The sequence below is a fragment of the Streptomyces kronopolitis genome, from assembly GCF_014646275.1.
GTDB classification, from domain to species: Bacteria; Actinomycetota; Actinomycetes; order Streptomycetales; family Streptomycetaceae; genus Streptomyces; species Streptomyces kronopolitis.
The window spans coordinates 203173-224085 of sequence record NZ_BMND01000008.1; the positions used below are offsets into that span (position 1 = coordinate 203173).

The window sequence follows — 20913 nt, forward strand, 5'->3', positions numbered from 1 at the left end:
GAATCCACCACAAAGCACCAAGCAGGCCGATCCCCTCTCAGCTCGGACGACCGAACACGAAAGACCAAGGTGGGGAACACGTAGGCCACGCAACAGGTCTGACGGAATGTCGGCTATCGGAGTTCGCAAATCCGAAGTCCGGACACCCCAACTGAGCAGCCACCGCCCGCCTCTTCGAAACCCCTCACCACCATCTTCCCGCTTCTCACCAGGGCGTTAGCCAGGTGTTAGCGGAGCGGCAGCTTCACGCTAGTGGCCCCGATCAGAGTGGGTGACGTACCGAGGAAACCACCACAACGACCCCGGGGGACCTGAGATGAACTCCACCACCACCGCCCGCACCACTCGCCGCCGCACCCTGTACGTGGCCTCCGCCGCCCTGACCGCGGCCGCCGCCCTGACCCTGGCCGTGTGCTCCGGCGCGAACGCCGCCGAGGCGAAGCCCGTCAGCCACACGAAGTCGAACTCGGTCGCCGCCGGCGGCTGGTCCGGGGTGCAGCTCACCAGCGCCAAGGCGGCGTCGCCGGTCCGCACCCAGCGTCTTGCGGACGGCGTCAGCACGGCCGAGATCTCCAAGCTCGGCGAGCAGCACTACCGCGCGAAGATCGTCGCCCGTGGTGAGGTCCTGGCGACGCTGGAGACGAACGGCCACGACGACGGGCTCGACGCCAACGACATGTTCGTCACCCTCACCCTCGATGGCCAGGTCCACTCCTGGATGGGCGGCGGACACCAGGGTCCGGGCACCTTCACCCTCGCCGGCGGCTGGAAGGCCAAGGTCACCAAGCTCGGCGAACTGCGCTACCGCGCCCAGATCATCGGCCACGACGGCGTCGCCGCCACCCTGGAGACCCACCAGCACGACGTCGGCCTCAACGCCAACGGCATCTACATCGTGCTCAGCTCCGGCGGCATCATCAGCGCCCACGCCTGACACCCCACCCGGCGGGGACCCGTCCCGCCGACTCCGCGGCCGAGAAGCCCGCTGCCCCGGTGTCCCGCACCGGGGCAGCGGGCTTCTCCTCGTCCCGGCCACACACCACTCCCCCCACCCGTCAGAGTGGTCCCACTCGAACTCAATCGCCCCTCAAAGAACGGCAGTTCGATCTCAAGGTGACTTCCCCGCACCCCTTGGCGTCGTCTTATTCCGAATGCCTCGGTTACGGCGGCGGCTTCCGCCAAGATGTCGCGGAAATCGCGTACCCGAGGCAGAGGCACCCCAGAATGAGAATGACGGATATACCGCAGTGTTGACGCAACACCGCAGGTCAGATGCATGCCTCGCCCCATGACGGTCAGCAAAACGTCAACAGGCTGCCGCCGAACGTTGCAAAGCAGTCCTCGCACCACTCCGGGGTGCGAGGACTGCTGCTGGCCGGGCTGCGGAGCCGCCCGGAGCTCGTGCGTCAGGCCGGATTTTGGTGCTTTTCCTTCATCTCCACGGCGCCGGAAGATGCATTGATATGGACGATCACGCTTGACCGCTCGCAGGTGACCATGATACGCCAAACGGCATGCCAGTTGGAGCCTTTTTGCACAGCCAGCAATTCTCCTACTTCGGCCTTTTGGCATCCTGGCACAGCACTCTTAGCGAGCTTGAGTGCCTTTTGCTTGTTGATGTGAGTGGGAGGGACCGAGACATCGGACGCTTTGCGCGTCGAGAGTTGAGACACGTGCCCCTTGCGATCGATCTGGACATCCAGTCGCATAGGCATGAGTACGGCATCTCGATGCCTGCGCCAACTTACGAGCCAGCCCAGGGCGGCCTTGTCGCCGACTGGCGAGATTTCGATTTTACTGTCTCGAATAGCCCACGGGAAATGCGCCTCGGCGTACATGACAGCAGTCTGCTTCGCCTGCATCGAGTTTGCGACCTGTGCCGGCGCTCCGGGTACTGGAAAACCGGACGGCTTCCCACTGTTCGACATGTCCAGGCTGGCCGTGATCTCGTTGCCTTCTGGCCAATTGATTTGGACGAACCCCACTGGCAGGCTCGCCATGACAGTTCCACTGTCAGAATCTGGGGAGGACGAGAATTGCACGTTGCCAACCGCGTAGTGATTTCCGAATGCCTCGCGGACGGCTTTGGCAACGGCGTTGCGCTGATCGCCGGCCGCCGCCCCTACCGCCTCAGTAGCTTTCACGGAATGCGGCTGGATAGAGGTTACCCAGACTGCCCCAAGAATCACAGAGAGGGTTACACACGCGATTGCTGCTCCCAGCCCACGGATTCGCCAGGGGGGCACGTCGCTTTTCTGAAATCGCACGATAAGGAACGCTATAAGCGCACCCAGCAAGCTACCAGTAGAATTAGATACGAAGTCGCTGGTGTCGCATGCTCTTCCGATGGCGGGCAGTGCGCCTTGCGTGGTCTCGATCACAGCTGAGAGGGCCATGCCGCAGGCGAAGGCGGGAAGGAACCTGCGCGTTACGAGTACGCCCATGAAGCCCACTGGCACGAACATGAGGCAGTTCAATATGCCCTGCTCGGTACCGAAGGGTTCGAGGAGCTTGAGATTTACAACGCACCTGCCTGACCCTTGACTGCCGCCCGTGGTCCACAGTGTCAAGAGGCTCACACTCAGCATCGAAGCGCACCAGAGCGCCAGTGAAAGCGGGCGATCCGTTCTCTTCTTCGAGGCGAGAAGGACCGCTATAAAGAAGACCAGGCAAATAGCGGTGGCGGTATGGGTGAATGCTGTATGGCCTTTGAAGACGGCTTCAAGCATGGAAAGCTCCCCTGGCATGGTTCTGTGAACGTGCGGCGCCCCCCGGCGATTTCCGCAAGGGGGCGCGTGAGGCATCACGGCGCAGTCCCGTGAAACCTTGAGCTGGCCGACTAGCCCTCGATGAGGATAGGCCGTACCAGCATGAAAAACGTCAGCACTTCCTGGTGGGAGGGGTCTGGTAAGTGGTTCCACCGGCAAGGAGGAGACCAACGTCAGGGCTGCAAGACGCTGAAGGCGACCAGTGCGCCGAGGCGATCAGCGAAGTGCTGCACGTCTTGGTCCCACTCCAGTGGTTTGAACCACTCCGGAGATAGCCGACCTTGCAGGAAACGGAACCGCCTGCCGTCTTGTCGTATGAGACGTCCATGTAGGTTCCCTTGCTCGTGGAGTTCATGAGCAGAACGCCATTACCGAGCGACGTGCACACGTCCCAGTTCGTGATGTACCCGTCGTGCGGGCAGCTGTAGGAAGAGGCGGACGCCTTAGCCAGCCCCGGCTTTGCCTCTGCGGCACTTGCACTGGCGGCGGTCATGAAAGGCATAAGAGTAACGACGGACGCAATGGCAGCGGCCACGCGATAGCGTGAGTTCACAATTCCCCCCGATTCTTTACACCGTCTTTACGGCGAGGATGATTCTAACACGTGTTCGATCTTGCTGTGGGAGCAACTTCGGCCATCACACGTCTCGTTGTGACTGAGTTCTTCAGACGGCCCGGAAGCCAGCCAGGTCGCCACACACGAACCGCTGCCGCCCGTTCTCGGCGACCACCCAGTACGAGCCGGGCCAACGGGTGAGTTCGGCCCATCTGCCCACCCGCACCGCCGGAAGGGCGGCGCTCAGCTCCTCCTGGGTGACGGGGCAGTCACCCACGACCGCAAAGCCGACCGGCCCGTCGCAGGCCGCCCGCACCCGTGCGCCGGGAGCCCGGCACGCGTCGCCAAGCCCTTCGATCACCACTCCGTCCACGGCGGCCGTGCCGCTGCTCAGCCATTCCTGCTTCCCTCTGCTTGCCTCCCCTTCGATCAGCCCTGTGACTTCGCACCGCCACCCTGGCTGCCGTCACCGCCGCGCTGGCGCTGGGTCTGACCGCCTGCGGCGGCGCCGACGGCGGCTCAAAGACGATGGGCGGCGACCACGCGGCCGCGCCGATGCCAGACAGCTCGCCCTACGCACACGGTGGCCGCCTGCTGGCTCACGTGGATCCGGCCTCTCAGGGTCATGCCGATGGCGGAGGGCCCGGCCAGCCACATCTTGCGTTGTCTCAACCCCGCGCCCCGGACGGTTCAATCCACCCGCAGCGGCGAGGTGCAGGGTGCGCACCTACTCGACTCTCTGCGTCTCGCGGAGATATTCGCCGATGCCGTCGCCCAGAGACACGATGTCCGCTTCACGCAAGCGGAGAGTCCTCCCAGTGGTAACTGCGAACGCGATGCATCGCCGCCCGACCCCACCTTGTGGACTTTCCGCATTCCAGCCCCTTCGTGAGACGAAGCGCACTGCGCCTGCGTGGCGCAGTCACAAGCCAGTCTCAGCGGCGCGGCGAGTCAGCACGGGCATCCGCGGCAGCCTCCGCCCGCCCTGAGCGACCACCCGCCTACACGAACACCAGGAACACCAGGAACACATCGAACTGGAACTGACAGACCGTCACGAAAGCCAGCACTAAGTCACCATCAGGGCCACCAAAGACACCTAGAGGTGGCCACACATTGCGTCCACGGTCGCTCTCGACCAGACCACCCCGCGACAGGATTCGTAGCCACGAATCGACACTCAGCCTCGCAACCCGATCCCTCGCGTCACCAACCAGGACGATCACATTCGAACGCAACTCCTATGCTCTGAAAGCAAGTTCGAAATGAAGGTGGCGTCACTGCACCCCTTGGCGTCGTCTTATTCCGAATGCCTCGGTTACGGCGGCGGCTTCCGCCAAGATGTCGCGGAAATCGCGTACCCGAGGCAGAGGCAAAGGCACCCCAGAATGAGAATGACGGATATATCGCTGGATTGGCTGGTTCCCGGGGCCCTGTTGCTGATCGGTGTGCCGGTGGCCGCGGCGCTGGTGGTGCGGGGGCGGCGGGCGGCCGCGCGGTCTGCCGGGGACGACTCGTGGGAGCGCAGCGAGGAGCGGCGGCGGCGCAAGGAGACCGTGTTCGCCTCGGCCTCCTATCTGCTGCTGTTCTGCTGTGCGGCGGTCGCCGCCGCGCTGTCCTTCCACGGCCTGGTCGGCTTCGGCGTGCAGAATCTCAACCTCTCCGGGGGCTGGGAGTACCTGGTGCCGTTCGGGCTCGACGGTGCGGCGATGTTCTGCTCCGTGCTCGCCGTGCGCGAGGCCAGCCACGGTGACGCGGCGCTCGGCTCCCGGATGCTGGTGTGGACCTTCGCGGGCGCCGCCGCCTGGTTCAACTGGGTGCACGCGCCGCGCGGCCTGGACCACGCCGGGGCGCCGCAGTTCTTCGCCGGGATGTCGCTGTCGGCGGCGGTCCTCTTCGACCGGGCGCTGAAGCAGACCCGCCGGGCGGCGCTGCGCGAGCAGGGTCTGGTGCCGCGTCCGCTGCCGCAGATCCGGATCGTCCGCTGGTTGCGCGCGCCCCGGGAGACCTTCGCCGCCTGGTCGCTGATGCTGCTGGAGGGCGTACGGACGCTGGACGAGGCCGTCGAGGAGGTGCGCGAGGACCGGCGGCAGAGCGAGCAGAATCGTCTGCGCAGGCGTGAGCAGGGCAAGCTCGACCGGGCCAGGATCAAGGCCATCAACCGGCAGCACCGCAGCTGGGGCCGCGGTGGTCGGCAGCTGGCGGTGACGCAGGGGGCTTCGGGCGCCGCGGAGGTGACCGGCGCGGACCCGGCCATAGCCGGGGAGCCGCCGCTCGCCGGGGAACCGTCGGCGCAGCCCCGTCCGGCGCTGAAGGCCGTGTCCGGCGCCGAGGCCGGGGGCGTCGGCGCCGCTGACGGCGCCGCGCGGACCGTCGATCTCACCGCCGAGGACGACACCCAGACGATTCCGCGTCTGGACTCCCTGGAGGAGAAGCTCGCCGAGATCGAACGGCAATTCGGCTGACCGGTGGCGGACCGTGCCGACCGGCCACCCCGGATCGAACGGTCCGGCCCGTAATGGTCCCGTCCGGGTCAGGCCGGTCCGCCGCCCAGCTCGAACCACACGCTCTTGCCGAGGCTCTCGGCACGGACCCCCCAGGCGTCGGCTAAGGAACGCACCAGCATCAGCCCGCGGCCGGAGGTCCCGTCGGTGGTCGGTGCGCGGGGCTCGGGGCGGCCGGGGACGAAGTCCCGGACCTCCACCCGCAGCCGGTCGCCGACCCGGGCCGTGACGACGGCCCCGCCCTCGGCGTGCACCAGAGCGTTGGTGACCAGCTCGCTGGTGAGCAGGGTGGCGAGCTCCATGAGTTCGCCACCGCCCGGCACCGTCCAGCGGCTCAGCAGCTGGCGCAGCTCCCGGCGGACCTCGCCGACCGCCTTCAGGTCCGCATGGCGCACTTTGCGCTCCAGCATGCCGGGCGCCCGCCCGGCGTATCCGCCGGTCCGGCTCCCCTCGACGTCCTGCTCTCCTCTGTCCCGTTCCTCGCGCCGCACAGGCTGACGCATGCTCTCCCCCGCCCCCAACGAACTTCGGCGCTCTGCCTCGAACAGCCTCACGGTCAGCATGCCCATCGGATCAGCCGCCATGCTTCCGCCCGCGGGGTCACCGGTGCACGCCCCGCGCGCCGGGTGAGCCCCCCGTCCCCGCGTGGGTATGTCTGAGCGGAGCCCGTCGTGGAACCCCGGCCGGACCGGGTCGCGCCGGGGTTCTCCCCGGGCCGTCCGCTGGGGGGCGCACCCCCGGCGCACGGGGACACCGAGCGTGAGGAGCCGCTGTGCACGACGACCGACTGCTGGTGGAGGAGCGCCTGGAGCGGGCGCTGAGGCAGTTCATCCGGCCGGCGCAGTACGCGGCGCGGGTGCCGTTGCGGCTCTCGGTCTGGCACGCGCCGGGAGAGCCCGTTCCCGTGGACGAGGCGCTGGCGGCGGCGTACGAACCGTTCGCGGTCGGTGAGCCGTGGGGGCCGCCGTGGTCCACCAGCTGGTTCCGGCTGGCGGGGCGGGTCCCGCAGGAGTGGGCGGGGCGCCGGGTGGAGGCCGTGATCGATCCCGGCTTCAGCGGTGACGGGCCCGGCTTCCAGGCCGAGGGGATGGTCCACGACGCCGACGGCGTACCGCTCAAGGGCATCCATCCGTACAACCGGCACGTGCCCGTCGGCAACCCGGTCGGCGGCGGTGAGGAGGTGCGGCTGCTGCTGGAGGCCGCAGCGAACCCGGCGGTGCTGGGGGACTTCTCCCCCACCGACCTCGGCGATGTCCGCACCGCGCCGCGTGCGCCGCTGTACCGCTTCGCGGGGGCGGATCTCGCGGTGCTCGACGAGACCGTCTGGCAGCTGATCCTCGACATCGAGGTGCTGTCCGAGCTGATGCACGAGCTGCCCGTGGACGGTCCGCGCCGGCACGAGATCCTGCGGGCCCTGGAGGACCTGCTGGACACGCTGGACCTGCACGACGTCGCGGGCACGGCGGCCGCGGGCCGGGCCGTGCTGGCGGAGGTGCTCGGCCGCCCGGCCGCGGCCAGCGCCCACCGCGTCTCGGCCGCCGGCCACGCGCACATCGACTCCGCCTGGCTGTGGCCGCTGCGCGAGACGGTGCGCAAGGCCTCCCGCACCTTCGCCAACGTCACCCAGCTCGCCGAGGACTACCCGGAGCTGGTGTTCGCCTGCTCCCAGGCGCAGCAGTACGCCTGGGTCAAGGAGCATCAGCCGCGGCTCTGGGAGCGCATCAAGAAGGCCGTGCGGGACGGCAACTGGGCGCCGGTCGGGTCGATGTGGGTGGAGTCCGACGCCAATATGCCCGGCGGTGAGGCGCTGGCCCGGCAGCTCGCGCACGGCAAGCGGTTCTTCCTCCAGGAGCTGGGGGTGGAGACCGAGGAGATCTGGCTGCCGGACTCGTTCGGCTACACCGCCGCGTTCCCGCAGCTGGCGCGGCTGGCCGGGGTGAAGTGGTTCCTGACGCAGAAGCTGTCGTGGAACCAGACCGACCGGATGCCGCACCACACGTTCTGGTGGGAGGGCATCGACGGCACCCGCGTCTTCACGCACTTCCCGCCGGTCGACACCTACAACTCGCGGCTGCACGCCGCCGAACTCTCCCACGCGGAGCGGAACTTCGCCGACAAGGGGCGGGCCACCCGCTCGCTGGTGCCGTTCGGCTGGGGCGACGGCGGCGGCGGACCGACCCGCGAGATGCTGGAGCGGGCCCGGCGGCTGCGCTCGCTGGAGGGCTCGCCCCGGGTGGCGGTCGAGGCGCCGGCGCGGTTCTTCGAGGCCGCGCACGAGGAGTACGGGGCGGCGGCGCCGGTCTGGTCGGGCGAGCTGTACCTCCAGTTCCACCGCGGCACGTACACCTCGCAGGCGAAGACCAAGCAGGGCAACCGGCGCAGCGAACACCTGCTGCGGGAGGCGGAGTTGTGGGCCGCGACGGCCGCCGTGCGGGCGGGTGAGGAGGCCGTACGGGCGGACGGGGACGCCGCGCGGCCGGACGGGGACTCCGCATCACCGGACGGGGAACGCGCCTACCGCTACCCATACGAGGCGCTCGACCGGCTGTGGAAGACCGTCCTGCTGCACCAGTTCCATGACATCCTGCCGGGCTCGTCGATCGCCTGGGTGCATCGCGAGGCGCGTGACACCTATGCGGCGGTCGAGGCCGAACTCACCGGGATCATCGAGGCGGCGCTCGGCGCGCTGGGCGGGGCGGGGGCGGGGAGCGCCGGTCCGCCGACGGTGTTCAACGCCTCGCCGTACGACCGGCACGAGATCGTCGAGCTGCCCGCGCCGGACGCGGGCGGGCCGTCCGCCGTCGCGATCCATGTCCCCGCGCTGGGCTCGGCCGCCGTCCGCCCGCCCGACTCCCTCGTCCCGCCGCCCCCGCCCGTCCGCGCCGAGACCGATCCCGACGGCGGCCTCACCCTCGACAACGGGCTACTGCGGGTGCGGCTCGACAGCGACGGGCTGCTGGTGTCCGTGCGCGATCTGCAGGCCGGGCGGGAGGTCCTGGCGCCGGGCGCCCGCGGCAATCTGCTCCAGCTGCACCCCGACCACCCCAACCGGTACGACGCCTGGGACCTCGACCGGCACTACCGCAACCGGCACACCGACCTGACCGACGCCGAGTCCGTCGAACTCGCCGCGGCCGGGCCGCTGTCCGCGACGGCACGGGTGACCAGGGCGTTCGGCGCGTCCCGGATCGTGCAGGAGCTGACCCTGCGGGCCGGCTCGCACCGCCTGGACGTCCGCACCGACATCGACTGGCACGAGTCGGAGAAGGTCCTCAAGGCCGCGTTCCCGCTCGATGTGCACGCCGAACGGTCCACCGCCGAGGTGCAGTTCGGCCATGTCCACCGCCCCACCCACACCAACACCAGCTGGGACGCGGCCCGTTTCGAGATCTGCGCGCACCGCTGGCTGCGGGTCGCCGAGCCCGGCTACGGCGTCGCGCTGCTCAACGACTCGACGTACGGCCATGACGTCACCCGCACCCCGCACGCCGACGGCCTGGGCACGACGGTGCGGCTGACCCTGCTGCGCGCCCCGCACAGCCCCGACCCCGAGACCGACCAGGGCACCCACCGCTTCACCTACGCCCTGCTGCCGGGCGCCGGCACCGGCGAGGCCGTCGCCGAGGGCCTGGCCCTCAACCTCCCCCTGCGCACCGCCGCCACCCCGCCCGTCCCACCCCTGATCCGCGTCGACCACCCGGCCCTGACCGTGGAGTCGGTCAAACTCGCCGAGGACCGCAGCGGCGATGTGATCGTGCGGCTCTACGAGTCCCGGGGCGGCCGCGCGAGCGGCACCCTGTCCCCCGGCTTCCCCGTCGCATGGGCCACCGTCACCGACCTGCTGGAGCGCCCCCTGCACCGCGAGGAGGAGGGCCCCACCGCCGACCTGGCACTCGAACTCCGCCCGTTCCAGATCCTCACGCTGCGCCTGCGCCCGCAGCACCCGCCGACGGGGTGAGGGCGCCCGGCGGCTACCTCCGGGTTGAGCGGCGACACAGGGTTTCAGGCAGGACGATCTCGGACCCACGAGCATGGCGAAGCCCCGTCCGCAGGCCGCGAACGGGGCTGATGCTGCCGGGCTAGCTCCCGGGCTCGTCGACGATGTCAGGGAGAACGAAGCCTCGGACTTTGGAGCCTGCACCCTCCTCCGACTCTTCGTCCTGAGCGTCGCGCCACGCCTTCACCAGTGCGGCATACCGGGGGTTGGTCCACTCAGCCATGAAGCCTCCTGTCGACGCCCCGAGTGTGGCAGATGCCGGCTACGGCTTGTCCCGGCACGGAGGGCGGGGTGTCGGCATGGGCTTGATGGGTCCGGTGTCCGACGGGGAGTGCTGACACTGCGCGGCGACGGTGACAAGCTGCTCCCCGGTCGGCGCTCCCCACAGCTCCTCGTCCACGTCACACCCGGCGGCGCGGATGGCGTCCTGCGTGCGCACCAGGATCAGCGGATCGTAGTTGTCCGGGTCATAGCCGGGGTAGTGGTGTACGAAGTCGCCCAGCGACGCGCACAACTCCTCATACACCTTCGTGTGGAGGATGAGCGCGTGCCATCCGTCGTCCACGACACGCGAGGGCGCCAAGGCGGCGCCCGGCGCCTTGGCGCAGGCAACGACGAACTTCAGCCCCTCGTCCGTGATGCGCTGCGCCATGCCCCCTGCCATGCCGGGGTTGGCGTCCTGCACCGTCCCGACGACGCTCAGATATGCTGCGGGGCTGATCAGATCGCTTACCGTTAACATGTGCGGCCTCTCCTTGAGTTGCGTCGTACGACTGCCGTCCCCAGCCGTGATCACTGTCCAGGCTTCGGCTGGGGATGGCTCTTCTCCTCTTGCACACCCGCCCCGATGACCCCATACGTCAGGGACACGTGGGCGGGAACTCAGGACGGCGGCCTGGCTGATAGACGGGGCGCCGCCATGGGGGATCCGTCACGAAGGTGACGCCAGAAACGATGCACAGAAGGGCATCTGCCGCTGCGAGCCTGGCTCCGTCCGCCGGTCGCTCGTGCTGCCGCGGTTGCCGCTGGGAGTCAGACGTCATGCGCCCTTCGTCCGTCTGTGCGGGTGGTTCTCGATCTCCACACCCGCCACTGCTGCGGCCGCGAGATTTCCGCACTCGCGTGCTGCTCGCCGCTGCTTGTCCAGTGCGGCGCACACGTCGCAACCGGGGGTCGGCTGCGCGCGAGGGTTGTATGAGGGCGTGACGTGCACTGGCGGCGACATCGTCCCCTTCGGCTCGGTCATGTCTCCAATGAACGCCACCACAAGGGACGTTGGTACACCCATAGCCGGGACGCACGACCCTCTTCGACACTATGGTCCGAAGAGGCCCGAACGTCCCGAGGGGAAGCCTTGAACACAGCACTCAGAGACGCTATGGAGCGCGCCGGGCTTCGGCCGCACCAGCTGGCCCGTAAGGTCGGGGTGGAACACAAGACCGTGACAAGGTGGCTGGCCAACCCTGACCGCTCGCCGCGGGAGGCGACACAGGAGGAGGTCGGCCAGGCGTGAGGAGTGGATCCCGTGACGTTGTGGCCGAGGTCGGTCCAGTCCGCGTGAAGACCGGGCACGACAGGGAGATCGTCGCTGCCTACCCGTTCCGAAGTGCTGCGCCAACCTCACTGTGGGCATCCCTCATTGACGATGCGTCACAGGCTCTGACGTTCGCCGGCTACACGAACTACTTTCTGTGGCAGCAGCACCCCAGGCTCGGCGCCCGGCTGACCGCGAAGGCACGCCACGGTACCCGTGTGCGCTTCCTCGTCGGCGACCCGGAGTCGGAGGTGACGAGGAAGCGGGAAGAGGTGGAGGGCGTCCCGCTGACGGTCGGCACGCGCATCAAGATCACACTCGATGCGCTGACCAAAATGGGACCGACTGACGGTGTGGAGGCGCGATTCAGCGACCAGCACATCGCGCTGAGCGTTTTCATGTTCGACGATCAGATGCTGGTCACCCCGCACATCGCCTCGCTTCTCGGGGACGAATCACCCATGCTCCACCTCCGCCGCTTGGAGGAGGACGGGCTCTACGACCGCTTCGCGAGCCATGTGACCGCACTGTGGGAGAGCGGCCGGCCGGCGGAGCTGTAACGCGGCGGCCGGGTACCCCCGCGGCTACCTCCGGGGGATGTTGCGCAGGTTGGAGCGGGCCATCTGGAGCATGCGGCCGACGCCGCCGTCGAGGACGATCTTGCCGGCGGAGAGGGCGAAGCCGGAGACCATCTCGGCGCTGATCTTCGGGGGGATGGACAGGGCGTTGGGGTCGGTGACGATGTCGACCAGGGCCGGGCCCTTGTGGCGGAAGGCCTCGCGGAGGGCTGCGCGGACCTGTTTGGGCTTCTCCACCCGGATGCCGTGGGCGCCGGCCGCGCGGGCGATGGCGGCGAAGTCCGGGTTGTGGTTGGTGGTGCCGTACGAGGGGAGGCCGGAGACCAGCATCTCCAGTTCCACCATGCCCAGCGCGGAGTTGTTGAACAGCACGACCTTCACCGGCAGGTCGTACTGGACGAGGGTGAGGAAGTCGCCCATCAGCATGGAGAAGCCGCCGTCGCCCGACATGGAGACGACCTGCCGGCCGCGGTCGATGAACTGGGCGCCGATCGCCTGCGGCAGCGCGTTGGCCATGGAGCCGTGGCTGAACGAACCGATCACCCGGCGGCGGCCGTTGGGGCTGAGGTAGCGGGCGGCCCAGACGTTGCACATCCCGGTGTCGACGGTGAAGACCGCGTCGTCGGCGGCCTCCTCGTCCAGGACGGAGGCGACGTACTCCGGGTGGATGGGGGTGTGCTTCTCGACCTTGCGGGTGTAGGCCTTGACCACGCCTTCCAGCGCGTCGGCGTGCTTCTTCAGCATCCGGTCGAGGAACGTGCGGTCCGTCTTGGGCCGGACCTTCGGGGTCAGGCAGCGCAGCGTCTCGCGGACATCGCCCCAGACCGCCAGGTCGAGCTTGGAGCGGCGGCCCAGGTGCTCGGGCCGGACGTCGACCTGGACGATCTTGACGTCGTCCTCGTCGGGCAGGAACGCGTTATAGGGGAAGTCCGTGCCGAGCAGGATCAGCAGATCGCACTCGTGGGTGGCCTCGTAGGCGGCGCCGTAGCCCAGCAGCCCGCTCATGCCCACGTCGAATTTATTGTCGTACTGGATCCACTCCTTGCCGCGCAGCGCGTGGCCGATCGGGGACTTCACGCGCTCGGCGAACTCCATGACCTCGGCGTGGGCGCCCGCGGTGCCGCTGCCGCAGAACAGGGTGACCTTGCGGGCCTCGTCGATCATCCGGGCCAGGGTGTCGATCTCGGCGTCCCCGGGGCGCACGGTCGGGCGGGAGGTGACCAGGGCGTGTTCGACGGCCCGCTCGGGGGCCTGCTCGGCGGCGATGTCGCCGGGGAGGGAGACCACCGAGACGCCGCGCTGCCCGATGGCGTGCTGGATCGCGGTCTGCAGCACCCGGGGCATCTGCTGCGTGTTGGAGATCAGTTCGCTGTAGTGGCTGCACTCGGTGAACAGCCGGTCGGGGTGGGTCTCCTGGAAGAAGGTGGTGCCGATCTCGCTGGAGGGGATGTGGGAGGCCAGCGCGAGGACCGGGGCCATCGAGCGGTGGGCGTCGTAGAGGCCGTTGATGAGGTGCAGATTGCCGGGGCCGCAGGAGCCGGCGCAGGCCGCGAGGTTGCCGGTGAGCTGCGCTTCCGCCCCGGCGGCGAAGGCCGCGACCTCCTCATGGCGGACCTGGATCCAGTCGATCGCGGAGTTGCGGCGGATGGCGTCCACCACCGGGTTCAGACTGTCGCCGACGACACCGTAGAGCCGCTGCACCCCCGCCCGCGCGAGGATGTCCACGAACTGCTCGGCCACGGTCTGCTTCGCCATGTCGCTGCCGCTCCTTCGACGGGTGGGTGGCTGCTGGGTCCGCTTCCCATGAACCCACGCGCCGTCCCGGGGCGCCTCCGCTGGGAGCCGGTCCCCGGTCCGTTCCGGATAGGCCGCCTGCCCCCTGCTACGACTCCCACACCGCGACGGCCGTACGGTCCTTCGGGTGGCCCTCGACCCGCAGTTGGGCGGCGGTGAGGAAGTCGGTGAGTCCCGGCGGCCGGGGGAGCGACCACTCGGCGGCCAGCCGGGCGGCGAACGCGGGGTCCTGCTGGAGCGGTTCCGCGAGTCCGGCGCTGCACAGCAGCAGCATGTCCCCCGGACGGGCGAAGGCGGTCCGGAAGAGGAACGGCTCGGCCGGCGCCCGGGTCCCGTCCGCACCCCGGCCGGCGGCGGGCGGGGGCGGCTCGCCGGGGTCCGCCGGGGCGCGGCGCGGCAGGTGGTCCGGCGCGGTGGGCTCCAGGTCCTGCCAGGCGCCGTCCCGCAGCCGGAGGAGGCCGCCCGGGCCGACCCCGAAGAACACCCGGGTGCGGCACTCCGGGTCGGCGGGCAGCAGCAGGCAGCGCAGCGCGGCGGGGTACCGCTCCGGCGGCAGGCCCCGCTCCTCGGCCCGGGCGCGCAGCGTGCCGTAGCTGCGGTCGGTGAGCCGCTGCAGTCCGGACCGCAGGGCGTCGCGCTGGTCGGTGCGGAGGTCCTCGGCCAGTCGGGTGCAGCTGCGGCCGACCGCGCCGCCGATCCAGGCGCAGGCGTCGCGGGCGGCCCGCGCGGCGCCCTCGCCGGCCGGCGGACCGGTGGCGACGGCGACCAGGAGCAGCGCGTGCCGGCCGGAGCCGAAGCGGACGGTGAGCAGCGCGTCGCGGCGGACGTCGCCGCGGTGGCGGGCCAGATCGCCGCGGCGGGAGGCGGCGCGCAGGGTCAGCGAGCCGTAACGGGCGCCGTCCAGCGCGGTGTCGGGCACCAGCTCGTCGAGGGCGGCGGGGTCGGCGGCGGGGAGGGGGCCGGGCTCGGGGCCGTCAGGGGGCGGCGCGCAGGGCGGCGGGTCGGCGGGTGCCCCGCGCGGGGACGGAACGGGCCGGCGCGGGGTCGCCGGGCGGGAGCCGGGGCCGGTGGCCTGGAGCGGGATCGGGGCCGGTGGGGTGGGGAAGGCGGGCGGGGGTGGTGGTGCGGTGCGGGCGGGTGGCTTCCCGGTGGCCGGATCCGGTCGCTCCGGTCGCTCCGGTCGCTCCGGCCGCTCCGGCGCGTCCCCGGGGGCCGGCGCCGCCCGGCCCGTCGCCGCCAGCGCCCGTAACGCCGACGCGACCCGGTCGTCGAGGGTGTCCGGGGCGTCGGACGCGCCCGTGTCACCCGCCGCGCCCCCGCCCGCGCCGCCACCGTCGCCGTACAACCGCCGCCACCAGTCGTCCTCGTGGCCGCGCCCGGTCCCCTGCTGCTTCATGGACGCATTGTCCCCGGAGGGCCACCGCCCAGACAGGGCGCGAAAGAGCGTTCCCCCGTGGGGGGCACGGGGCGGCGCGGCCTTGATCGGGGTCGTCGGGGAGGATCCGGCGGTGTCGCCCGCCCGGGGCCGGCGAAGTCATGGGGGCGCACGGCAGGTTACGGGCGGCGCGGGCGCACGGGCCCGGCGGGTACCCGGCCCGGGGCCCGTCGGCAAGCGCTTCCGGGCCTCGTCCGGCACGCTGGGCCCATGAGAACGTGCAGCGGACGGGCCGTCACGGGGCCCGCGCCCGCCGGGAGTGAGGCCGGCGGGTGAGCGCGGGCGGCGAGTGGGCCGGCAGACGCGCCGCGCCCCGTGACGGCGGGCGGGGCGGGGCCGGCGCATGAACGTGTGGCAGCTGGTGGCGGTCGGCCTGGTCATGCTGCTCGGGCTGCTCGGGGTGCTGGTGCCCGGCATCCCCGGGCCGCTGATCGTCTGGGCGGGCGCGATGTGGTGGGCGCTGTCCGAGAAGTCCGGCCCGGCCTGGGCGGTGCTCATCGGCGCCACCGCCCTGCTGCTCCTCAACCAGGTGGTGAAGTGGCTGCTGCCGCCCCGCGCTCCACGCGAGGCGGGCGCGCCGTACCGGACCCTGTTCCTGGCCTGGGCTGGCCGGGATCGTGGGCTTCTTCCTGGTCCCGGTCCTCGGCTGCCCGCTGGGTGCCGTCGGCGGTCTCTACCTGCTGGAACGGGTCCGGCTCGGCGGCCACGGCGAGGCCTGGGCCTCGACCCGTACGGCGCTGCGCGCCACCGGCCTGAGCGTGCTGGTCGAGCTGTTCGCCTGCCTGCTGGTGGCCGGCGCCTGGATCGGCGTGGTGGCGGCGGGCTGAGGCGACACCCGGGCCGGGGGACGGCGGCGTGCGCCGGGCGTGTCACCGCACCGGGCGCCGCCGCACCCCGGGGCCCGCCGCGAACCGGTCAGATGTTCGGGCGGGGAGCGGTCCCCTCCCCGCCCGCCGCCTCAGCCCCGCGGTCCCCGCTTCCGCTCCATCATGTGGCGGCCCAGCGCCTGCTTCTGCCGCCACTCGCGGCGGATCTCGGCGCGCAGTCGGGCATCCGTCTTCGCCACGATGTGCTGGTTCTCGCGCTGCAGCTTGCCGTAGCTCGCCAGCCGCCGGGCGGACAACTCGCCGCTCTCGACGGCCTCTTGCACCGCGCAGCCCGGCTCTGAGCGGTGCGCGCAGTCTTGGAAGCGGCACCGCGCGGCCAGCTCCTCGACGTCCGCGAAGGTCCGGGCGAGCCCGTCCCCCGCGTCCCACATGCCGACGCCGCGCAGCCCGGGTGTGTCGATGACGACCCCGCCGCCGGGCAGCGGCCGCAGATCGCGGGTGGTCGTGGTGTGCCGCCCCTTGCCGTCGCGGTCGCGGATCTCCTGCACCCGCTGCACCTCCTCCCCGACGAGGGCGTTGACCAGGGTGGACTTGCCCGCCCCGGACCGGCCCAGCAGGACGGAGGTGCCGCCGGCGAGCACGGCGCGAAGCACATCGAGCCCGTCGCCGGTCGCCGCGCTGACCGCCAGCACCGGCACACCGGGGGCCACGGACGCGGTGTCCGCGACGAGATGCGCGACGCCCTCCGGCGTCCCGGCCAGGTCCGCCTTGGTCAGCACGACCACGGGCCGCGCCGGGCCCGCCGGGGAGGGGGCGGCGTCCAGCGGCTCCTCGTCGGCCGCGCCGGACATCGCCAGCGCCAGGAACCGCTCGATCCGCCCGAGGTCCAGCGGTTCCGCGAGCGACACGCAGATGACGATGTGGTCGAGGTTGGTGGCCAGCACCTGGCCCTCGGCCCGCTTCGAGGACGTGGACCGCACGAACGCCGTACGGCGCGGCAGCAACGCCCGTACGACGCCGTCGACATGGGCCTCGCCGGCGCCGAGGTCGAGGGCGGCCCAGTCCCCCGTGCACGGCACGCGCATCGGGTCGCCGGTCGCCACCGGCGCGGTGTCGGCCAGCACGGTCCGGACGCCGTCGCCGTCCGGCACGACGGCGTCCACCCGCCCGCGGTCCACGCGGACGATCCGGCCGGGGTGCAGCCCCTGCTCGGCAAAGGGAGTGAAACGCTGCGCGAAGCCCTGGTCCCAGCCGTAGGCGGCCAGCGGGTGCGCAGTGGGGAAAGTACGAGGGAACAACGGGATGACCCTTCGGGGGCGGGTCCCGGCGCCGCGCGTCAGGCGCGGAGAAGAGCGGATATCGCGTCAGCCGGAGACCACGGGGGTGAGGTTGCTGAACTCCTGAATGCGGGCAGTGCCCACCGCGGCGACAGTCGTCAATGTCCTCACCTCCCGGTTGCTCACACGGCGTGTGACAGCGGATGCTGCCGCCGTCCCGAACGCCGCAGACGCTAGCGCGGCGGTCGTCGGGGCCGCCACCGGTTTTTCCGCGCGGGGCGGACGAGCGCCGCACGGGGATGACGCGCCCTCGTCCGGCGGCTCCTGCGTGGCGGTTCGCCGTGGCCCGGTGGCGGGAGAGCCGAACACCCCATGGCCGAACACAGTGCTAAATATGGGTCATGAGGAGAATCTTCCGGCGAGAAGGTGACGATTCCCCGGGGTCGTCACGCTCCCGGGGAGGGCACGTCCGCGCCCTGCTGTCCACCCACAGCGTCGCGGGCCAGGTGTTCCTGCTGCAGCTGGCGCTCACCGTGCTGCTGGTCGTCGCGGCGCTGGTGGCCCTCTTCCTCCAGTCGGAGCGCGCGGGCTCGCAGGAGGCCCGGCAGCGTTCGATCGTCGGCGCGGAGACCTTCGCCCGGGCGCCCGGGACCCTCGCCGCCATGCGGTCCGCCGACCCGACGGCGGTCCTGCAGCCCGCGGCGGAGGCGGCCCGCAAGGCCTCCGGCGTGGACTTCATCATCGCGTTCGGGCCCGACGGCATCCGCTGGACCCACCCCGACCCCCGCCTGATCGGCAAGCACGTCCTCATCCGGCCGCCGCTCGACGGGCGGGCGCACACCGCTACGTTCACCACGTCCCTGGGGCCCGCGGTGAGCACGACGGTGCCGGTCCGCGCGGGGAGCGGCCCGATCGCGGGGCTGGTCTCCGTCGGGATCCGGGTCCACCAGGCGGACGAGTGGACCGCGCACCAGCTGCCGCTGCTGCTCGGCTCGGCGGCGGGGGCGCTGCTGCTGGTCACCGGCGGGGCGGCGTGGGTGAGCCAGCGGCTGCGGCGGCAGACGAACGGGCTGCACCCGGCCGAGATGCGGGAGATGTACGACCACCACGACGCGGTACTGCACGCCGTCCGCGAGGGCGTGCTGATCATCAGCCACGACGGGGTGCTGCTGCTGGCCAACGACGAGGCCCGGCGGCTGCTGGAGCTGCCCGCGGACGCGGAGCGGCGCCCGGTCGCCGAGCTGGACCTGTCGCCGCGGCTGCGCGACCTGCTGGCCTCGGGCCGCAGCGCGAGCGACGAGGTGCACCTGGCCGGCGACTGGCTGCTCGCGGTCAACGTCCGCCCGGCCGCGCCCCGCAGCGGCCCGGCCGGGACCGTGGTGACGCTGCGGGACAGCACCGAGCTGCGGGCCCTGGCCGGGCGGGCGGGGGTGGCCCAGGAGCGGCTGAAGCTGATCTACGACGCGGGGCTGCGGATCGGCACCACGCTGGACGTGGGCCGCACCGCCGAGGAGCTGGCGGCCGTCGCGGTCCCCCGGTTCGCCGATGTGGTCACCGTCGAACTGCTGGAACCCGTGCTGCACGGCGACGAACCGGCGGCCGGGGCGGATCCCGGGCTGCGGCGGATGGCGGTCTGCGGCGTCCCCGAGGAGTCGGCGATCTACCGGGTGGGCGACGCCATCGCGGCGGTGCCCGGCGCCCCGATGGCCGAGGTGCTGACGAGCGGGCGGCCGGTGCTGCTGCGCGACCTGCGGACGACGTACGAGTGGCGGCGGCAGGACGTGGCGGGCGCCCGGCGGGTGCTGGAGCAGGGGATCCGGTCGCTGGTCGCGGTGCCGCTGCAGGCGCGCGGGGTGATCCTCGGGGTCGCCAACTTCTGGCGGTCGGACCTCTCGGGCCGCTTCGAGGCGGAGGACATGGCGTTCGCCGAGGAGCTGACCGCGCGGGCCGCGGTCGCCATCGACAACGCCCGCCGCTACACCCGCGAGCACACCACGGCCGTCACCCTCCAGCGCAGTCTGCTGCCGCAGACCCTGCCCGAGCAGACCGCCCTGGAGGTGGCCCACCGCTATCTGCCGGCCCATGCCGGGGTCGGCGGCGACTGGTTCGACGTCATCCCGCTGCCCGGCGCCCGGGTGGCGCTGGTGGTCGGCGATGTCGTCGGGCACGGGCTGCACGCCGCCGCCACGATGGGCCGGCTGCGGACCGCGGTCCACAACTTCTCCGCCCTCGACCTGCCGCCCGACGAGCTGCTGAGCCATCTGGACGAACTGGTCAGCCACATCGACACCGACGAGGCGCGGGCGGCCGGCACCGAGGAGGAGGGGGTGTGGCCGGGCGGGGTGCCCGCGGACGCCGACGGCGGTCCGGAGGGGGCGGGGCACCCCGGCATCACCGGCGCGACCCTGCTGTACGCCATCTACGACCCGGTGGGCGGCCGGACCACCCTGGCCACGGCCGGCCATCCCGTACCCGCCGTGGTCGCCCCCGACGGCGCCGTCACCTTCCCCGAGGTGCCGGTCTCCCCGCCGCTGGGCCTGGGCGGCAGCGTGCCGGTGGAGACCGCGGAACTCACCCTGCGCGAGGGCTCCCGGCTGGTGCTGTACACCAACGGGCTGGTCCAGCACCGTGACCGCACCCTCGGCGCCGGGCTGGAGCTGCTGCGCACGGCCCTGGCCGCCGGGGCGGACCGCACCCCGGAGCAGACCTGCGCGGCGGTCCTCGACGCGATGCTGCCCGACCACCCCAGCGACGACATCGCGCTGCTGGTGGCCCGTACCCGGCTGCTGGGCCCGGGCAGCGTCGCCGACTGGGAGGTGCCCTCCGACCCGGCCGCGGTCGCGCCGGTGCGGTCGGCCTGTCTGGAGATGCTGGAGTCCTGGGGCCTGACGGCGATCCGGTTCACCACCGAGCTGATCCTCAGCGAGCTGCTCACCAACGCGATCCGCTACGGCGCCCAGCCGATCCGGGTCCGCCTGCTGCTCGACCGCAGCCTGATCTGCGAGGTCTCCGACGGCACCAGCGCCTCGCCGCATCTGCGCCGGGCCGCCGCCACGGACGAGGGCGGCCGCGGGCTCTTCCTCGTCGCCCAGTTCGCCCAGCGGTGGGGCACCCGCTACACCCCCGGCGGCAAGGTGATCTGGACCGAGCAGTCCCTCGACGGCAGCCGGCCGGCCACCGGCCCGGAGTCGGCCGACGACATCCTCGACCAGTGGGACGACGTGCCCGAGCTGTGACCGCGCCGGGCGGACGCGTGCCCGCGAGGGCCGGTCAGCCGGCCGTGCGGCGCCGGACGGCGCGCAGCGCCGCGGCCCCGCACGCGCCCGCGGCGGCGGCGCAGCACAGCACCAGCAGGGCCGTCCGGTCCTGCGCCCCGAACGCCAGCTCGGCGCGCCCGTTCAGCACGAAGCCGTCGTAGAACAGCCACGACACCAGGGCCACGCCGGGCACCACGCGCGGCCGGGCGAGCGCGGCGACGGCCACCGTCAGCAGGACGAAGACGGCCGGCGCGACCGCGGCGCGGGCACCGAGCCCGGTCAGCGTCAGGGCGGTCACCAGCAGCGCCGCGCCCACCGCGGCGAGCGGCAGGGCCAGCTCGCGGGCGAGGGTGGCGCGGGGCGTCGCCGGGCGGGCCGGGCGTACC

At 71.6% G+C, this 20913-nt stretch carries 13 protein-coding genes and 1 pseudogene; 6 read left to right on the forward strand and 8 right to left on the reverse strand.

The genetic code is table 11. The annotated features are described in order from the left end of the window. Nucleotides 1-316 precede the first annotated feature (316 nt). Nucleotides 317-934 (forward strand): hypothetical protein, encoded by a 618-nt coding sequence (locus tag IEY78_RS12610; protein WP_189097759.1) that lies wholly within the window; start codon nt 317-319, stop codon nt 932-934. Nucleotides 935-1406: 472 nt separating this feature from the next. Here IEY78_RS12610 and IEY78_RS12615 read toward each other — a convergent pair whose 3' ends face one another. Together IEY78_RS12615 and IEY78_RS12620 are read right to left on the reverse strand one after the other, a co-directional pair. After that, nucleotides 1407-2729 (reverse strand): VanZ family protein, encoded by a 1323-nt coding sequence (locus IEY78_RS12615; protein ID WP_189097760.1) that lies wholly within the window; start codon nt 2727-2729, stop codon nt 1407-1409. 704 nt (nt 2730-3433) lie between these two features. Beyond that, nucleotides 3434-3685 carry a hypothetical protein gene (locus IEY78_RS12620; RefSeq protein ID WP_189097761.1) on the reverse strand — a complete coding sequence of 84 codons (252 nt, stop codon included), beginning with the start codon at nt 3683-3685 and terminating at the stop codon, nt 3434-3436. Between the two features lie 1027 nt (nt 3686-4712). Between IEY78_RS12620 and IEY78_RS12625 the strand changes: the two genes are divergently transcribed. Beyond that, a complete protein-coding gene (locus IEY78_RS12625) occupies nt 4713-5789 on the forward strand; it encodes a DUF2637 domain-containing protein (RefSeq protein ID WP_189097762.1) in 1077 nt (358 codons plus the stop codon). A 68-nt stretch (nt 5790-5857) separates the two neighbouring features. Here IEY78_RS12625 and IEY78_RS12630 read toward each other — a convergent pair whose 3' ends face one another. Then, entirely contained in the window at nt 5858-6331 is a 474-nt protein-coding gene (locus IEY78_RS12630) for an ATP-binding protein (RefSeq protein ID WP_373294139.1), read from the reverse strand. A 269-nt stretch (nt 6332-6600) separates the two neighbouring features. Between IEY78_RS12630 and IEY78_RS12635 the strand changes: the two genes are divergently transcribed. Further along, complete coding sequence (locus IEY78_RS12635; RefSeq protein WP_189097763.1) at nt 6601-9786, forward strand: alpha-mannosidase; 3186 nt, start codon at nt 6601-6603, stop codon at nt 9784-9786. A 301-nt stretch (nt 9787-10087) separates the two neighbouring features. Here the strand turns inward: IEY78_RS12635 and IEY78_RS12640 are convergent, their stop codons facing one another. After that, entirely contained in the window at nt 10088-10567 is a 480-nt protein-coding gene (locus IEY78_RS12640) for a glycine-rich domain-containing protein (protein WP_229699894.1), read from the reverse strand. A gap of 791 nt (nt 10568-11358) precedes the next feature. Here IEY78_RS12640 and IEY78_RS12645 point away from each other — a divergent pair. Further along, nucleotides 11359-11919, forward strand: coding sequence for a hypothetical protein (locus tag IEY78_RS12645; RefSeq protein WP_229699895.1), 561 nt, complete (start codon nt 11359-11361; stop codon nt 11917-11919). Nucleotides 11920-11943: 24 nt separating this feature from the next. Here IEY78_RS12645 and IEY78_RS12650 read toward each other — a convergent pair whose 3' ends face one another. Continuing rightward, nucleotides 11944-13692: a pyruvate dehydrogenase gene (locus IEY78_RS12650; RefSeq protein WP_189097764.1), complete on the reverse strand. Its 1749-nt coding sequence runs from the start codon at nt 13690-13692 to the stop codon at nt 11944-11946. 127 nt (nt 13693-13819) lie between these two features. After that, nucleotides 13820-15127 carry a protein phosphatase 2C domain-containing protein gene (locus IEY78_RS12655; protein WP_189097765.1) on the reverse strand — a complete coding sequence of 436 codons (1308 nt, stop codon included), beginning with the start codon at nt 15125-15127 and terminating at the stop codon, nt 13820-13822. 382 nt (nt 15128-15509) lie between these two features. On the opposite strand from IEY78_RS12655, the pseudogene IEY78_RS12660 reads away from it, so the two are divergent. Next, nucleotides 15510-15993: pseudogene (locus tag IEY78_RS12660) on the forward strand (DUF456 domain-containing protein). A 131-nt stretch (nt 15994-16124) separates the two neighbouring features. On the opposite strand, the gene rsgA reads toward IEY78_RS12660, so the two are convergent. Then, nucleotides 16125-17291, reverse strand: coding sequence for a ribosome small subunit-dependent GTPase A (rsgA, locus tag IEY78_RS12665; protein WP_189097766.1), 1167 nt, complete (start codon nt 17289-17291; stop codon nt 16125-16127). 380 nt (nt 17292-17671) lie between these two features. On the opposite strand from rsgA, the gene IEY78_RS12670 reads away from it, so the two are divergent. Beyond that, complete coding sequence (locus tag IEY78_RS12670; protein ID WP_189097767.1) at nt 17672-20506, forward strand: SpoIIE family protein phosphatase; 2835 nt, start codon at nt 17672-17674, stop codon at nt 20504-20506. Between the two features lie 34 nt (nt 20507-20540). On the opposite strand, the gene IEY78_RS12675 is transcribed toward IEY78_RS12670, so the two are convergent. Beyond that, the coding region (locus tag IEY78_RS12675; RefSeq protein WP_373294140.1) for a hypothetical protein at nt 20541-20913 on the reverse strand (373 nt) is incomplete at its 5' end.

Bases quoted from the DNA above. Each gene is read 5' to 3' on its own strand.
- IEY78_RS12610 (WP_189097759.1), top strand. From the start codon at position 317: ATGAACTCCACCACCACCGCCCGCACCACTCGCCGCCGCACCCTGTAC.
- IEY78_RS12615 (WP_189097760.1), bottom strand. From the start codon at position 2,729: ATGCTTGAAGCCGTCTTCAAAGGCCATACAGCATTCACCCATACCGCC.
- IEY78_RS12625 (WP_189097762.1), top strand. From the start codon at position 4,713: ATGAGAATGACGGATATATCGCTGGATTGGCTGGTTCCCGGGGCCCTG.
- IEY78_RS12630 (WP_373294139.1), bottom strand. From the start codon at position 6,331: ATGCGTCAGCCTGTGCGGCGCGAGGAACGGGACAGAGGAGAGCAGGAC.
- IEY78_RS12640 (WP_229699894.1), bottom strand. From the start codon at position 10,567: ATGTTAACGGTAAGCGATCTGATCAGCCCCGCAGCATATCTGAGCGTC.
- IEY78_RS12650 (WP_189097764.1), bottom strand. From the start codon at position 13,692: ATGGCGAAGCAGACCGTGGCCGAGCAGTTCGTGGACATCCTCGCGCGG.
- IEY78_RS12655 (WP_189097765.1), bottom strand. From the start codon at position 15,127: ATGAAGCAGCAGGGGACCGGGCGCGGCCACGAGGACGACTGGTGGCGG.
- IEY78_RS12670 (WP_189097767.1), top strand. From the start codon at position 17,672: ATGAGGAGAATCTTCCGGCGAGAAGGTGACGATTCCCCGGGGTCGTCA.